Raw genomic sequence first — 14,906 nt, forward strand, 5'->3', positions numbered from 1 at the left:
ATTATTTCAAGTGCCTTTTGATCTCTCTATCGGCATCCCTGTTCTTGATGGTCTCGCGCTTGTCGTGCAGTTTCTTACCTTTTGCCAGGCCGATCTCCACTTTCACCAGGTTTTTATCATTGAGGAATACGCGCAGGGGAACGATGGTAACGCCTTTGTCTTTCAGCGTGGCTTCCATCTTTTTCAATTCTCTTTTCGTGAGTAATAATTTGCGGTCGTGCACGGCAATATGATTATTGGTAGTGCCGTGTGAATATTCGGCGATATAAAGTCCGCGCACCCACAACTCCCCATCATCGAACAAACAAAAGGCATCGTTGAAACTTACTTTGCCATCCCTGATCGATTTAACTTCGGTACCGAGCAAGGCAATGCCTGCAACATATTTATCTTCTATGTAGTAATTGAAATAGGCCTGCCTGTTATTCATTTCCTTCGCCATGGGCCTCTGCTGTTCAATGAAAGGATAATCAATTGCGGAACAGGGTGATCACTTCGGCCAACCTGTTTTTGAGCACTTTCCGGTCAATAATAAAATCCAGGAAACCATGTTCCAGTAAAAATTCGCTGCGCTGGAAACCTTCGGGAAGATCTTTCTTGATGGTTTCTTTGATCACGCGTGGCCCCGCAAACCCAATCAGGGCACCAGGTTCGGCGATATTGAGGTCGCCCAGCATACCAAAGCTGGCAGAAATGCCACCAAAAGTAGGATCGGTGAGCAGGGAGATATAGGGAAGTCCTGCATCGCTCAGTTGAGAAAGCTTACCACTGGTTTTGGCAAGTTGCATCAGGCTGAATGCGCTCTCCATCATACGGGCGCCGCCGCTCTTACTGATTACCAGGTAAGGTAATTTGTGTTCAATGCAATAATCAACGGCACGACTGAACTTTTCTCCCATCACACTACCCAATGACCCGCCGATGAATTCAAAATCCATGCAGGCAACTACCAGTCCTTCACCATTGACAGTGCCCGTTGCCACGCGCATGGAGTCCTTCAGGTTGGTCTTGGAATGGATATCATCTAACCTTTTCTGGTAAGGTTTCAGATCGGTAAAATGCAATGCATCAACGCTGAATATGTTATCGTACATCACGGTGTACGATTTATTATCGAACAGGATGTCGAAATATTCCTCACTGCCTATGCGGTGATGGTAATTGCATTTCGGACAAACATACAGCGCTTCTTTGAGTTCTGTGGTAGTACAGATATAATTACATTCAGGGCATTTGCTCCAAAGCCCTTCAGGCGTTTCCTTTTTATCAGCCGTAGAAGTCAAAATACCCTTGCGTATACGCTTAAACCACCTGGGCTTGGCTTCTTCACCTTGCATCTCTTCTCCGGTCAGATTGACTTCAAAATCTTCTTCACGCTCTTTTTTCATATCGGACAATTCAAGTTGGGCGTCGAAGATAGACAATAATTGGTATATCAGGCAATTGTAACGGTTCTATCGAGGTAGACGTCCTGGATGGTTTGAAGCATTTCAATACCTTCCGACATCGGGCGCTGGAAAGCTTTACGCCCCAGGATCAGACCCATACCACCGGCCCTTTTGTTGATGACTGCGGTGTATACGGCTTCCGAGAGGTCACTGGCGCCCTTGCTTTCGCCACCGGAGTTGATCAGCCCCACACGGCCACTGTAACAGTTCAGTAACTGGTAACGGCAGAGATCGATGGGATGGTCGGTAGTAAGTTTTGTATACACGAGCGGACTCGTTTTGCCATGCTTGGTGGCGAGGTAACCGCCATTATTGGTGGGCAATTTTTGTTTGATGATATCGGCCTGCAGTGTTACACCCAGGTGGTTGGCCTGACCGGTAAGATCGGCCGAAGTATGGTAATCTACACCATCTACTTTAAAGGCATTGTTGCGTGTATAGCACCAGAGAATAGTAACCATACCCAGCTCGTGCGCCATTTCAAATGCTTCCGCTACTTCTTTCAGTTGTCTTGCACTCTCGGCGCTTCCCCAGTAAATAGTAGCACCTACGGCAATGGCTCCCATATTCCAGGCACTGCGGATGGTACCGAACATGGTCTGGTCATAACGGTTGGGATAACTCAGGAATTCGTTGTGGTTGATCTTCACAATAAACGGTATCCGGTGTGCGTACTTGCGACTCATCAAACCCAATACACCATAAGTAGAAGCCACGCCGTTGCAACCGCCTTCGATCGCCAGCTTCACAATATTCTCAGGATCGAAATAAATAGGGTTGGGAGCGAAGGCCGACCCGCCGCTGTGTTCCACGCCCTGGTCTACCGGGAAAATACTGCAATAGCCTGTTCCGCCGAGCCGGCCATGATCGAGCAGTGTTTGGAAATTACGCAGGGTGGTGTTATTGCGGTTACTGTTGATCCAGATCTTTTCTATGTGATCGGGTGAAGGAAGGTGAAGGCTCGATTGGTCAATGGTAGTGCATTGGTGATCGAGCAGGTAAGCGGCTTTATCGCCCAGGAGGTCGACGATTTTTTGATTGGACATGATACTACTTTTAATAAGTTAACAGTCGTTAGTTAAATAAAAGTAGGGAAAATGGTTGACTTATAAATGAAACATCATCCTGAGCGAGTAGAGAACGTCATCCCGAGCGTAGCCGAGGGATCTGCACGAATATGCAGCAGATCCTTCGACTCGCTCCGCTCGCTCAGGATGACGTTTACTATTTGTTACGCGTTCCTGTTGATACAATTAAGATCTTCAAAAGCCACTTCAAGACGTTTAGAGAAAGTCTCTTCGGCCTTACGCAACCACACACGAGGATCGTAATATTTTTTGTTGGGCTTATCAGATCCTTCAGGATTACCTAACTGACCTTGCAGGTAAGCTTCATTCTTCTTATAAAATTGTTGAACACCTTCCCAGAATGACCACTGGAGATCGGTATCGATGTTCATTTTGATGGCACCATAACCGATGGCTTCCCTGATCTGGTGCTGGGGAGAGCCGCTACCACCATGGAATACAAAATAAACAGGCTTCTTGCCGGTTTTGAGTTCTTTTTCAATATGGTCCTGGCTGTTTTTCAGGATCTCAGGGCGGAGTTCCACATTACCCGGACTATAAACACCATGCACATTGCCGAAGGCAGCAGCCACGGTGAACAGTTTGCCCACTTTGCTCAATTCTGTATAAGCATAAGCGACATGCTGTGGTTGTGTATAGAGTTTATCGTTTTCCACTCCGCTGTTGTCAACACCGTCTTCTTCACCACCGGTAACACCCAGTTCAATCTCGATGCTCATACCCAGTGGGGCCATGCGTTTGTAAAATTCAACAGAGGTATGAATGTTCTCTTCGATGGGCTCTTCAGAAAGGTCCAGCATGTGGGAGCTGAACAAAGGTTGCTTTTTCTCTTTGTAAAACTGCTCACCGGCATCAATGAGTCCGCTTACCCATGGCAACCATTTCTTTGCAGCATGGTCGGTATGCAGTATCACCGGTACGCCATAGTATTTGGCTACATTGTGAATGTGCAATGCGCCGGATACGCCTCCCGCAATATTGCCCTGGAGGTGATCGTTGGGCATTCCTTTTCCTGCGATGAACTGTGCACCGCCATTGGAAAATTGTATGATAACAGGTGAATTTACTTTTGCAGCAGTTTCAAGGGTAGCGTTGATGGTATTGGTTCCAATGGTATTCACTGCCGGCAGGGCGAAATGATTGTCTTTTGCGTCGTTGTATAAGGCTTCCAGTTCTTCTCCAAATAAGACCCCGGCTTTGTACTTTTTCATGCTAAAGTTTTTTGATTTACGGTGAATGCTCAAATTGCTTATAATTTCGGCAAGATAAGCTACTTAGGACAAATGGTTGTTAGCTTTCAGGAATGATGGGCCAGCTTTTGCAAGAGGCTGGTGAAATAAGCAGGAGTCTGCTGCAGGCGGCTGCCATACCAACTGAACATTTCGCCGTCTACCAACTCGATGGATGCCTGTGGCAATGATTGCCGGATTTCAGCAATATGCTGTTTGCGGAAAGGATAAGGTTCACTGGATAAGAGGATCAATGTTGTGTTTTTAGATGCCAACTCCTCAATGCTGGTTTCCGGGTAACGGGTTTGACCGGCAAACACATTTTGAAACCCACAACGAGTGAGCATATCATGGATAAATGTATCTCCGCCAACACTCATATAGGGGTTGCGCCAAATGAGGTAGGCAGTGCGAGTTTTTTGATGACCAGAGGTAGGGGATAAATCGGCGAAACCTTCCCGAATAATATGAATGATTTTTTCAGCTGCAGGTTCTTTACCCGTGATGATTCCTATCTGCCGTATCATAATGAGTGCGCCATCGAGCGTACTGACATTACTGGTATAAACAGGCGCCAGATCGCGGAGAGCATCCACCTGTTCTTTGGTATTCTCTTCTTTATTGGCAATGATCAGGTCGGGCCGCAATTCTTTTATCAATGCCGGCTTAACAGACTTGGTGCCGCCGATCCTTGTTTTGCTCTTAAACCATTGCTGCGGATGAACACAAAATTTCGTGATGCCCACTACTTCTTCGTCCAATCCCAGGTTGAATAATAACTCTGTTTGTGAAGGCACCAATGAAATAATACGCCTGGGAGGCTCTTTTAATTCAATGCTTCTGCCTATTTGGTCACAAAACGAGATCATGGAGATGTTAGTTGTTAGTTGGGATTAATACTTTCCCAACTAACAACTAATATACATCGCTTTATCTATACTTATACCACGATCCCGTATTGAAAAACAGCACCGTTTCATCTTCGCGTATATAATCTTTCTCGATCAGTTTTTTCAATCCTGCATAAGCAGCGCTGCCCTCGGGAGAGAGTAGTCTGCCTTCTTCTGTTGCCAGTTCCCGTGTGGCCAATGTAATAGCTTCTTCGCTGATTGCAATGGCAGTGCCACTGCTTTCGCGGATAATTTCCTGTATCATATCTTTTGCAAATGGATGAGGAACCGCCAGGCCATAAGCGATGGTGGGCTCCGGTGAAAAATGAGCAGGCAGGTGGCCTGTTTCAAATAATTGTACCATGGGGGCGCAATGGTCCGACTGCACCACTATCATACGTGGTAGCTTGCCGTTAATCCATCCAAGTTCTTTCATTTCTTTGAATGCTTTCCACATACCAATCAACCCGGTGCCGCCACCGGTAGGATATACGATCACATCGGGTAAGCGCCATTTCAGCTGCTCGGCTATTTCATAGCCCAGTGTTTTCTTGCCTTCCAGTCGATAAGGCTCTTTTAAAGTCGACATATCGAAAGCGCCGGTTGTTGCGCAAATCTCTTTGGCTTTTCTGCCACAGGCATCGATGAGTCCGTCTACCAGCAAAAGAGAGGCGCCATAAAGCCGGCACTCTTCTTTCAATGTTTCCGGTGTATGCCTGGGCATGATCACCGTGGCATTGATCTGCGCTTTAGCCGCATACGAGCTCAGGGCACCGCCTGCATTACCGGCCGTAGGCATTACACAGTGTGTGATACCCAATTCTTTGGCTTTGGAAATAGCGGCGCTGATACCCCTGGCCTTGAATGAGCCGGTTGGGTTGAAGCTCTCGTCTTTCAACAAAATTTTTTTAATGCCCAATCTTGCAGCAAGAGATGGCAATGGGAAAACCGGCGTCCATCCTTCACCCAAACTCACGATATGCTGCTTTTGATGTACAGGCAGCAACTCATGGTAACGCCACATATTCAACGGTCTGTTGTTGAGCATGCTTTTGGACAAAGGGGAAATGGCATAACGGGTTACCAGGGGTTGGTTGCAACAAGTAGCATAAGTTTGAATACTATCTGCATCATATTGCTTGCCACAGGCCGGGCAATAAAGATCGGTTGCCAAAGAATAAGATGATACTGCTGTTTCCACGCAGTAAAATTAGCGGAAGGTTTATAACCTGATCAATACATAAATGTTATGACCCATAACTACAGGTTATATATTTGTTTTGCCAACTTGATGAATTGCGTATGTAGTTCGCTGCTTTCTCCTTTTCGCTGAATAAAATAGAAGTCCCTTTCCACCCGAAGATTTTCGAAATGTACTTCTACCAGTTCACTGTATTTCAATTCCTTGGTTACAGAACGCAACGGCAGGAAGCCGAGTGAATCGGATTCAATCAAAAAATTTTTTAGCGCTTCAGTGCCGCCCAGTCTGACTTTAATCTGCAGATCGCTTAATTTAATCCGGTACTTTTCAAGTGAATATTTCAGCGCCGCCAGTGTGCCGCTGCCTCTTTCACGGATGGCCAATGGCATCTGGAGAATGTCTTTGACAGCATAGGATTTCTTTTTGGCAAGCGGACTTTTCCTGCTGCATACCGCCACCACTTTATCGGTCATGAAGGGCTGGTAGCTGACGCTGGAAAGCTTTGAACGGCCTTCGATGCAGCCGAGGTCGATGTCTTTATTGAGTAAAGCATCCATGACAATTTCGGAGTTGCGGTTCAACAGGCTGATGTTGATCTTTGGGTAATGCTGATTGAAGGCCGACAATACTTTGGGAAGGATGTACAAAGCCACCGTGGTGCTTGCACCCAGCTTGAGATCGCCTTTGGCTTGTAAAACATCGTTGATGGTAGAGATTTCAAACTCCGTTTGCTCCTGGATCGCTTTTACTTCACCGAGTTTATCGAACAACAGTTTGCCTGCGCGTGTTAGTTCAATGGCAATGCCTTTGCGTTCGAATAATTTGGTATGATAATATTCCTCGAGCGACCGGATATGCTTGCTGATGGCTGGCTGTGAGATATACAACACCTGGCTCGCTTTGGAGAAGCTCTTCTGTCGAGCCACTTCGTAGAATACTTCGTGCCGGGTGGAAATCATGGTATTAACTTATTTCGCCAGGCTCTGGATCACATCGTACTTGGTAACGATATGGTATTCGCCTTTTTCGTCTTTTGCCAGCACTGCACCGTTTTCTTTGTTGATCAGGTTGCCGATTTTTTCAACGGGAGTTACAAAATCAACCACGGGGTAGGCATGCTCGATCACACTGGATACTTTGGCGTTTTTGATTTCAGGATTACTGAATATTTTCTGGAAAAGTCCGCTTTCACTCAATGAACCCACCAGTTCATTATCCTGCATTACCGGTATCTGCTCAATATCGTGTTTCTTCATCAGTTCAACGGCTTCAGATACGATATGTCCGGGCGTTACAGTAACCAGTTTCTGATTGGCGCGGCCGTTCACGATGTCTTTGAATGTTTTTACATCCAGGAAACCGCGTTCCATCATCCATTGATCGTTATAAATTTTGCCCACATAGCGGCTACCATGATCGTGGAAGATGCAAACCACTACATCGCCTGCTTTCAAAGAATCTTTTAACTGCATCAATCCCTGCAAGCAACTGCCGGCACTGTATCCGCAGAACAATCCTTCTTCTTTGGCAATCCTGCGTGCCATCACCGCCCCATCTTTATCGGTCACCTGTTCAAAATGATCGATCACACGCATATCATAGTTCTGTGGAACAAAATCTTCACCGAAACCTTCAGAGATATAAGGATGCACTTCGTTCATGTCAATCTCACCGGTCCTGAAATATTTAGTGAGCAAAGAACCATACACATCAATGGCCCACACCTTGATGTTGGGATTCTTTTCTTTGAGATACATAGCTGTTCCTGTAATGGTACCTCCTGTGCCAGCCGTGCAAACCAGGTGCGTGATCTTGCCTTCTGTCTGCTCCCATATTTCGGGTCCTGTGCTTTCGTAATGCGCCAGCCGGTTCGCCAGGTTATCGTACTGGTTCATGTACATGGAATTGGGAATTTCCCTGGCTAGGCGTTTGGCCACACTGTAATAACTTTTGGGGTCGTCGGGTAACACGTTAGTGGGACAAACAATCACTTCCGCGCCAACGGCTTTGAGGATATCGGCCTTTTCTTTTGATTGCTTATCGGTGGTAACAAAAATGCATTTATATCCTTTCACACAGGCGGCCAGTGCCAATCCCATACCCGTGTTACCACTGGTCCCTTCTATGATGGTACCGCCGGGCTTCAGTTTACCTTCCTGTTCTGCTACTTCCACCATTTTCAACGCCATGCGGTCTTTGATGGAGTTGCCTGGATTGAAATAATCCACTTTGGCTACCACTGTAGCAGGCAGGTCTTTGGTAATCTTGTTGAGTTTAATGAGCGGTGTATTGCCAATGGTCTCCAGTATATTGTTCAGCCACATGATAGACTAACGGTTGTTTGTGCAAAGATAGAAGGAAATGGCTGATGTCTGATGTAGTCGTGTCTGATTTGATGTGTACATTTTGAAACCTGCACTGCAAATCAAATCAGGCATTACTTGAATGATTCAAGCATCTTTCCGCAGAGATCACTCTGGATCATTTTCTCTGCAAGGGTGATCATGTTCTTGAAAGCTTTGGCATTGCTGATGCCGTGGCCGATGATCACAGGCTTTGTCACGCCCAGTACGGGAGTGCCGCCGTAGTTTTCATAATGAAAACGGCTGAAATATTCGTCCTGGTCCAGTTTACGTTCGTGGGCGATATCGTAAATGGATTCGGCCATTTTGAGGATGATGTTACCGGTAAAACCATCGCAAACCATTACATCGGCTTTGCCGGTGAAAATGTCGCGGCCTTCAATGTTGCCGGTGAAATGGATCAATGTGTTTTCTTTGAGCAGGGGATAGGCAGATTGTGCCAGCAGGTTGCCTTTGCCTTCTTCTTCTCCCACATTCATCAAACCTACTTTTGGATCTGCGATATTGAGGATGTGTTGGGCATACAGACTACCCAATACTGCAAACTGGTTCAACAGTTCTGGCTTGCAATCAGCATTCAATCCTACATCGAGTAACAAACCGGTGCTGCCATCCAGTTTGGGAACAATGGTGGAAATGGTAGGTCTTTGAACACCATCGATGGGCTTGATGCTGTACATGGCGCCCACAAGCATGGCGCCCGTATTACCAGCGCTGATGAAGGCGTCGATCTTACCCGTGGCTAGTAAATGAAAGCCGATGGCGATGGAAGAACGTTGTTTTTCTTTGAGGGCCTTGGTAGGGTGCTCGTGATACCCGATGACTTCGGGGGCATGTATCAAATGCAAATCGGGTGATGTAACCTGCTGTTCTGCCAGTAAAGGCTGAACAACGGTTTCATCACCGATGCAATATAAACTTGTGGCAGAGCGATGGCCAGACAGGTATAGCTGCAAGCCTTTTACTGCTTCCAGCGGTGCGAAATCTCCGCCCATCATGTCTAAGCCTATATTCATGCCAGCAAGCTAAGGATATAATTTGAACTAAAAGGTTACGCTTTCAGGGGAGCTTTTTCAGCTACCAGTTTTCCTTTATAGAACAATTTTCCTTCGCTTACGTGTGCACGATGGCGCACATGGGCTTCACCTGTAGTGGTGTCTTTGCTTAACGTCACTTCCTGTGCAACATAGTGCGTTCTTCTTTTAGCGCTGCGCTGCTGTGAATGTCTGCGTTTAGGATTCGGCATATCTCGAAATTTATAGTATCAAAAAAGTTTATTCCAGGTTTTTAAATTGATCCAGTCCCTTCCACACCGTATTCTTGTCATCCTTCTTTGTTCCTTCTTCCATCTGCTTCAGCTTCTCCAGCACTTCCGGATTGCATTTAGATTTACCCTTTTCATCCTCTCCACATATTTTTTGCAGCGGGATGCTCAGGTTGATGAATTCGTAGATCCAGTCCGACAGGTACAGGTGACTTTCACCCCGGCTGATATAATATACATCAGGATCGTCTTCCTGCTCATTCATGGTATCGGGTTCATCCACCATTTTGACAATGATGTTAAACTCATCCCATAACTGCAAGTGCAAAGGATTGCCGCAGCGGTCACAGGTAGCTTCCACGGTACCGTCAATATCAAACCGCAATTGCATGAACCCGTTTTTTTTGTCCAGGCTCAATTTGATATTGGCATCGCAGTTGCTGAAATCCTGCTTGCCATACGGTGCAAAGAACTTATCATCCACCCTATATTCGTATACATGAATCCCCGGCTTCAGACCCACGAACGCTATCTCATATTCCCGCCGATGACTCATAACCTTTTTTTAAGGGCTTGCAAAGGTAACGCTAAATGGTGGAAATGCCAAAGCAAATTGGCTTTTCCTGGGTATTCATTTGTTCACAACCCTGAATTAGTTATAAAATAACATATTTGCATATATGAAACCCGGTACAAAGATAACACGTTCCCTGTTTCCCGCAACCATCCTGCGCCTGCTGTTGGCGCTGGGCTTGCTGGTGGTTTCTTTTTTCCCGCGGTTCGTTGAGCGTTGGTACAGCCAGGGCATTTATCCGGCCATCGGCTCTACCTTACGGCTGCTGACCAAGTGGATACCTTTCAGTATTGGGGATGTGGGCTACCTGCTGATGGCTTGCTGGTTATTTGTCAGGCTGGTTCTGTGGCTGGTGAGGTTGAAAAGGGAAGGGGTTTCGAAAGAGTTTATAAAGCATGGCCTGTTAGGCCTCATTCATTTTTTGCTGGGTGTTTATATTGTGTTCAAACTGCTATGGGGACTCAACTATAACCGCCTCGGTATTGCCTACCAACTGAAGCTGGAAAAAGTGCCGTATTCGCAGCAGCTATTAAACCAACTGACCAGCGACCTGATTGATTCGGCCAATGCTTACCGTCGTCGGCTAGACAAAGTATTGCCTGCTCCCTCGATCGATTCCATTTACCGTGATGCCTACCATGCGTACCTGCGGGTGGCCGATGCATATCCTTTTTTAGATTATCACCAGCGATCGGTCAAGGCCAGCCTGTATACGCCGGTTGCCGATTATATAAGTTTCACGGGCTATTATAACCCTTTTAGCGGGGAGGCACAATTGCGTACAGACGTGCCCCGTATTCTGCTACCTTATGTGGCTTGTCACGAAATGGCGCACCAATTGGGTTATGCCAGTGAAAGTGAAGCCAATTTTGTAGGTTTCCTGGCTGCCGCGAGCTCCGCCAATCCTTATTTCCGCTATTCCGTTTACCTTGATTTGTTTTCTTATGCCCAGGGAGAGCAATTGGCGCAATATGCACTGGATAAAGATGCCCAAGGTTTTGAAGCGGCCATTCAGCGCAATCGCAACCAGTTGGATACACTGGTGAAAAAAGACAGGCGTGAGATCAGGGATTTTTTCCGTAAACGCAGCAACCGCATTTCACCAGCCATGAACAGTCTCTATGACCAATACCTGAAAATGAATAGCCAGGAAAAGGGCATGAAGAGTTATGATGAAGTGATCGGGTGGATATTGGCGTACCGAAAGAAAGGTGCAGGCAGCTAGAATTTATTCTTCCACATCATACTTTCCACCGGCTTATTCGGCTGGCCGCTGTATTTGGCATTGCTTTTCTGGTTGTATTTCACTTCAATTTCTCCTTCTACGGGGAAATAGATCAGCTGACCAATGGGCATGCCCTTGTACACGCGCACCGGTTGTTTGCAGGAAATTTCGAGGGTCCAGTTGCCGCAAAAGCCCACATCGCCCTTACCGGCAGTTGCGTGAATGTCAATGCCCAGGCGGCCGGTAGAAGATTTACCTTCCAGAAAAGGCACATGTGCATGGGTTTCAGTATACTCTTCGGTTACACCTAAATAGAAATGATGCGGCTCCAATACAAACCCCTCTTCGGGTATTTCAAAATATTCGATGCGGTTGTGTTTTTTTGCATCCAGTACCTCGTCTACATAGCGCGCCAGCCATTTACCCAGGTGCACATCATAACTATTGCTGCCCAGGTCTTCACGCCGGTAGGGCTCAATTTTGATGGTGCCTTTCTCCATTTCCTCTAAAATGCGCTTATCTGTCAGGATCATGCTCTGTTTTTTATGGTTGAAATGCAAATAAATCTTAAATCTGCAATCTAAAGTCAATTCATTCAAGCGTGCCGCTGTTTTATCAACAAGATATCAACGAAACCACCCGGCTGGGTGTCTGGAAAATTGAAGAGCCCGAATCTTTTTTCCTTGCTAAAGTACCGTTGCAGCGTAGTATCACGCATCCGCATAAAAGATTACAACACCTGGCCGGCCGCTACCTGCTGCCTTATTTGTTCCATGACTTTCCCCACGAAGAAATTGAAATAGCCGACACGCGTAAACCCTTTCTGCCCTACGAGCAATACCACTTTTCTATTTCGCATTGTGGTGATTATGCGGCAGCCATTGTAAGCAGCCGCTACAGGGTGGGTATTGATATTGAAATGATCACGCCGCGGGTAGACAAGATCAAACACAAGTTCCTGCATTCCGAAGAGCTGGCATTTGTAAACAGTTACCCTTTGAACAAACAGGTTGCGTTATTAACGCTTTTATGGAGTGCAAAAGAAGCCATGTTCAAATGGTGGGGACGAGGAGATGTGGATTTCAGTGAAGTGATGCGCACAAAAAGTTTTGAATTGAAACACCAAGGCCTCTTTGACGGACATTTTGAGAAAGATGATTTCAGAAAGGACCTGCCATTGCATTACCAGCTGCGTACTGACTTGAGTCTGGTATGGGTGTATTCCTAATCATCCTGCCTGTTCTTCATCTTGGGAACCAGCAACAGGTTCTTTTGCAATGTTTGCTTTAACTGTCGCTTAACCAATTGACCCATGGTTTTTGACTTGGAGAAATAAGCCGGATTTTGAAAATGCGCTCCCAGTTCCCGTTTCAACTGTTCCAGTTTTTCCGGTTTGGATATCTGGTCTCCGCTCATGATATCCAACAACTCTTTCATGCGATAGCGCGCCGAAACCAGCCTGAAAGTCATCATCGTACGCTCTTCGGTCTGGTATTGTGCAATGGAGGACTGATCGAGGTGCTTCTGCACGATATCTACAAAGGGTCTGTTGTCTTTGAAGAACTGCGGCAGGTACAGGTTTTTACGGCCTTCATAAGACTGCTGATCGAAATCAATAGCCCTGATGCGGTATTGCACATCTTCAATATCAGGCGTGATGTTTACCACAAAATTATAGGAACGCATATCGCCCAATAATTGCACGAAACAACGCTCATTGAATTTCACAAATTCTTTCGCCAGCCTGATGAGATTAGTGTTGGAATTATTGAGGTATTCGTTGATGAAAATATCACCGGGAATGCCTGGTATATGTTCTTCAATGAGTGTAGCATTGTTGGTGAAATAGGTCATGCGGTTAGGGGAGAGGAGATGCTCCAGTTCCAGTCCGTATACCCTGCTTGCATCGGCCTGCTTGATATAATAATGATCGTAGTTGTCGTTGAATTTATTAACGATGCGTATGCGAAAAGGCTGACTATTACCAAAATAACAAAAATCGATCCTGGCTACATCCAGGTGCTTGCTAAAGCTCATGTCGCCCTCGGTTTTGAGGATGGCATAAATGCGTACCAGGCTCTCGCGCAGAAATTCCCATTCGCGCATATCATACGATACTTTTTCCCAGGAAGTATCATTGCCTTTTTTGTCTTTCAGCGGAACAGTATAGGTAAACCGTTGTAGGTCGCGATAAGTTACCGGCAGGTTCACTTCCCGTCCGTATTTGACCAGGTATTTGCGCAATGCATCATCCACAGGAAAAATGGGTTTTTTCTGTGAAGGCCTGCTCATCTGGTCGGCCAAAGAAATATGGTCGAAAAAACTATTCAAGCAATAAAGAATCGTTGTCGTCCAACAGGTTCAGGTCTACATCCGATCCGGCAATACCTTCTACAGAGCCCTGAATATGTGCGGCGTTGAGCAACACTTTCTCCAGTTGTTTTTCGCGGGCCTTCCACAGTTTTTCCATGGCGTCGCGTTCTTTCTGGATGCCCTGCCGGATGCTCATAAAACCTTCGCGGATGGCTTTCCATTGTTCGCCGAATTCTCCGCTCGTGAGGTAATCGTAGAGCATCACCATTTTATCGCCTTTGTTATCCTGGCTTTTTTTCGCATCGGCAATCCGGAGGATGGCATTGCGCAGCAGCAAAGCAACACTTCTCACTTCTGCAAACGTGCAGATATAAACACCGTCTTTTTCTCCGAACCGGTCCATATCTTTTGGTAAGGCCTGGGTAACGATCACCGCAACATCGGCTCCCTGGCTGCGCATATCTGCCTTCAGTTTCTCTATCCATTCGTTCGCAAAATCCTTGGTGCGTTTGCTTTCATAAATAATGCGGCCGCATTCGTTGCCAAATTGGTTGCGTACAGTCTGGATACAATCGGCCCCGCGAACGCCTTTACCCACTTCTTCCACTTTATCGAAAGGGAAGGCGGCTTCCAGCAGTTCTTCCAGCATCAGTTCCTGTACTTCGCCCTGTAATTGCATGCTGCCTTGTTCCGATTTGCGGCGCATTTCTTCGGCCAGCTTTTTCTGGTCTTCCAGTTTTTTTTCTAACTCTTTTACTTGCAGTTGGTATTCCTGCTCTTTGAGATTCATTTTTTCCGCTTCTTCTTTCACCAGTTGCTCTTTCAATTGTTCCCTGGCTTCCAGTAACCTGCGTTGAACAGAAAGTTCTAACTCTTCTTCTTTTGCTTTCAATGCTTGTTCTTTTTGCAGGAAATCCAATTCTTTTTTTCTTGCCTCCTTCAATTTTTCTTCTTTATCGGCATCTGCCAACTGCAGGATTTTCAACTGGTTCTCGAAATCGGCAGTGATGGTCTTGCGCAAGCTGTCCTGCAATTCATCCCGCAGGCGTTTTTTTTCCGTTTCCAGTTGCCGGGCTGCCTCCTGCTCTTTCTGCCTGAATTCTTCGTCTTTCTTCTTCTGCCACTCGATCACTTTGCCCCGTAATTCTTTTTCCACTTCTTCCCGGATGGAATCGCCCGGTTCGAACTGGTGGTGGCAATTGGGACAATTTATTATGAATGAAGCCATCTGCTATTTTTTTACAAATTAAGTCTAAGGAGCGGAATAAAAAACCCGACCTGAATAAAAGCGAGATAAACCATATTTAATCA

The 14,906-nt window shown here is 46.2% G+C and carries 16 protein-coding genes; 2 read left to right on the forward strand and 14 right to left on the reverse strand.

What is annotated here, in order from left to right; translation table 11 throughout:
• Window position 1: 1 nt before the first annotated feature.
• The 11 genes from smpB to SEDOR53_RS0111345 form a co-directional block, all read right to left on the reverse strand.
• On the reverse strand, window positions 2-442 hold the full coding sequence (gene smpB / locus SEDOR53_RS0111295) for an SsrA-binding protein SmpB (RefSeq protein WP_037361111.1): 441 nt from the start codon (window positions 440-442) through the stop codon (window positions 2-4).
• Between the two features lie 28 nt (window positions 443-470).
• Entirely contained in the window at window positions 471-1,388 is a 918-nt protein-coding gene (accD, locus tag SEDOR53_RS0111300; protein WP_084220416.1) for an acetyl-CoA carboxylase, carboxyltransferase subunit beta, read from the reverse strand.
• 47 nt (window positions 1,389-1,435) lie between these two features.
• Window positions 1,436-2,494 carry a class I fructose-bisphosphate aldolase gene (locus SEDOR53_RS0111305; RefSeq protein WP_037361116.1) on the reverse strand — a complete coding sequence of 353 codons (1,059 nt, stop codon included), beginning with the start codon at window positions 2,492-2,494 and terminating at the stop codon, window positions 1,436-1,438.
• Between the two features lie 185 nt (window positions 2,495-2,679).
• On the reverse strand, window positions 2,680-3,747 hold the full coding sequence (fbaA, locus tag SEDOR53_RS0111310) for a class II fructose-bisphosphate aldolase (RefSeq protein ID WP_026769822.1): 1,068 nt from the start codon (window positions 3,745-3,747) through the stop codon (window positions 2,680-2,682).
• Window positions 3,748-3,833: 86 nt separating this feature from the next.
• On the reverse strand, window positions 3,834-4,634 hold the full coding sequence (locus SEDOR53_RS0111315) for a helical backbone metal receptor (RefSeq protein ID WP_026769823.1): 801 nt from the start codon (window positions 4,632-4,634) through the stop codon (window positions 3,834-3,836).
• Window positions 4,635-4,695: 61 nt separating this feature from the next.
• Window positions 4,696-5,856, reverse strand: a complete 1,161-nt coding sequence (locus SEDOR53_RS0111320) for a threonine synthase (protein ID WP_026769824.1) — start codon at window positions 5,854-5,856, stop codon at window positions 4,696-4,698.
• Window positions 5,857-5,915: 59 nt separating this feature from the next.
• Window positions 5,916-6,815 (reverse strand): LysR substrate-binding domain-containing protein, encoded by a 900-nt coding sequence (locus SEDOR53_RS0111325; RefSeq protein WP_026769825.1) that lies wholly within the window; start codon window positions 6,813-6,815, stop codon window positions 5,916-5,918.
• Window positions 6,816-6,824: 9 nt separating this feature from the next.
• Window positions 6,825-8,180 (reverse strand): pyridoxal-phosphate dependent enzyme, encoded by a 1,356-nt coding sequence (locus SEDOR53_RS0111330; RefSeq protein ID WP_026769826.1) that lies wholly within the window; start codon window positions 8,178-8,180, stop codon window positions 6,825-6,827.
• 113 nt (window positions 8,181-8,293) lie between these two features.
• Window positions 8,294-9,235 (reverse strand): phosphate acyltransferase PlsX, encoded by a 942-nt coding sequence (gene plsX, locus SEDOR53_RS0111335; RefSeq protein WP_026769827.1) that lies wholly within the window; start codon window positions 9,233-9,235, stop codon window positions 8,294-8,296.
• Between the two features lie 35 nt (window positions 9,236-9,270).
• Window positions 9,271-9,465 carry a 50S ribosomal protein L32 gene (gene rpmF / locus SEDOR53_RS0111340; protein WP_026769828.1) on the reverse strand — a complete coding sequence of 65 codons (195 nt, stop codon included), beginning with the start codon at window positions 9,463-9,465 and terminating at the stop codon, window positions 9,271-9,273.
• 28 nt (window positions 9,466-9,493) lie between these two features.
• Window positions 9,494-10,039 carry a DUF177 domain-containing protein gene (locus SEDOR53_RS0111345; RefSeq protein ID WP_026769829.1) on the reverse strand — a complete coding sequence of 182 codons (546 nt, stop codon included), beginning with the start codon at window positions 10,037-10,039 and terminating at the stop codon, window positions 9,494-9,496.
• A 124-nt stretch (window positions 10,040-10,163) separates the two neighbouring features.
• On the opposite strand from SEDOR53_RS0111345, the gene SEDOR53_RS0111350 reads away from it, so the two are divergent.
• The gene (locus SEDOR53_RS0111350; protein WP_051416607.1) at window positions 10,164-11,282 is read left to right on the forward strand and encodes a DUF3810 domain-containing protein; all 1,119 of its coding nucleotides are present in this window, start codon (window positions 10,164-10,166) and stop codon (window positions 11,280-11,282) included.
• Here the strand turns inward: SEDOR53_RS0111350 and dcd are convergent.
• Window positions 11,279-11,815 (reverse strand): dCTP deaminase, encoded by a 537-nt coding sequence (gene dcd / locus SEDOR53_RS0111355; RefSeq protein ID WP_026769831.1) that lies wholly within the window; start codon window positions 11,813-11,815, stop codon window positions 11,279-11,281. The two genes, SEDOR53_RS0111350 and dcd, sit on opposite strands and share 4 nt — an antisense overlap.
• A 68-nt stretch (window positions 11,816-11,883) precedes the next feature.
• Between dcd and SEDOR53_RS0111360 the strand changes: the two genes are divergently transcribed.
• On the forward strand, window positions 11,884-12,510 hold the full coding sequence (locus SEDOR53_RS0111360) for a 4'-phosphopantetheinyl transferase superfamily protein (RefSeq protein ID WP_026769832.1): 627 nt from the start codon (window positions 11,884-11,886) through the stop codon (window positions 12,508-12,510).
• On the opposite strand, the gene SEDOR53_RS0111365 is transcribed toward SEDOR53_RS0111360, so the two are convergent.
• On the reverse strand, window positions 12,507-13,613 hold the full coding sequence (locus tag SEDOR53_RS0111365; RefSeq protein WP_026769833.1) for a hypothetical protein: 1,107 nt from the start codon (window positions 13,611-13,613) through the stop codon (window positions 12,507-12,509). The genes SEDOR53_RS0111360 and SEDOR53_RS0111365 overlap by 4 nt on opposite strands.
• Window positions 13,606-14,823: a DUF2130 domain-containing protein gene (locus SEDOR53_RS0111370; protein ID WP_026769834.1), complete on the reverse strand. Its 1,218-nt coding sequence runs from the start codon at window positions 14,821-14,823 to the stop codon at window positions 13,606-13,608. Before SEDOR53_RS0111370 ends, SEDOR53_RS0111365 begins: the two co-directional genes overlap by 8 nt.
• Window positions 14,824-14,906: the final 83 nt, after the last annotated feature.

Source organism: Asinibacterium sp. OR53 (genome assembly GCF_000515315.1).
In the GTDB taxonomy this organism is placed as follows: domain Bacteria; phylum Bacteroidota; class Bacteroidia; order Chitinophagales; family Chitinophagaceae; genus Sediminibacterium.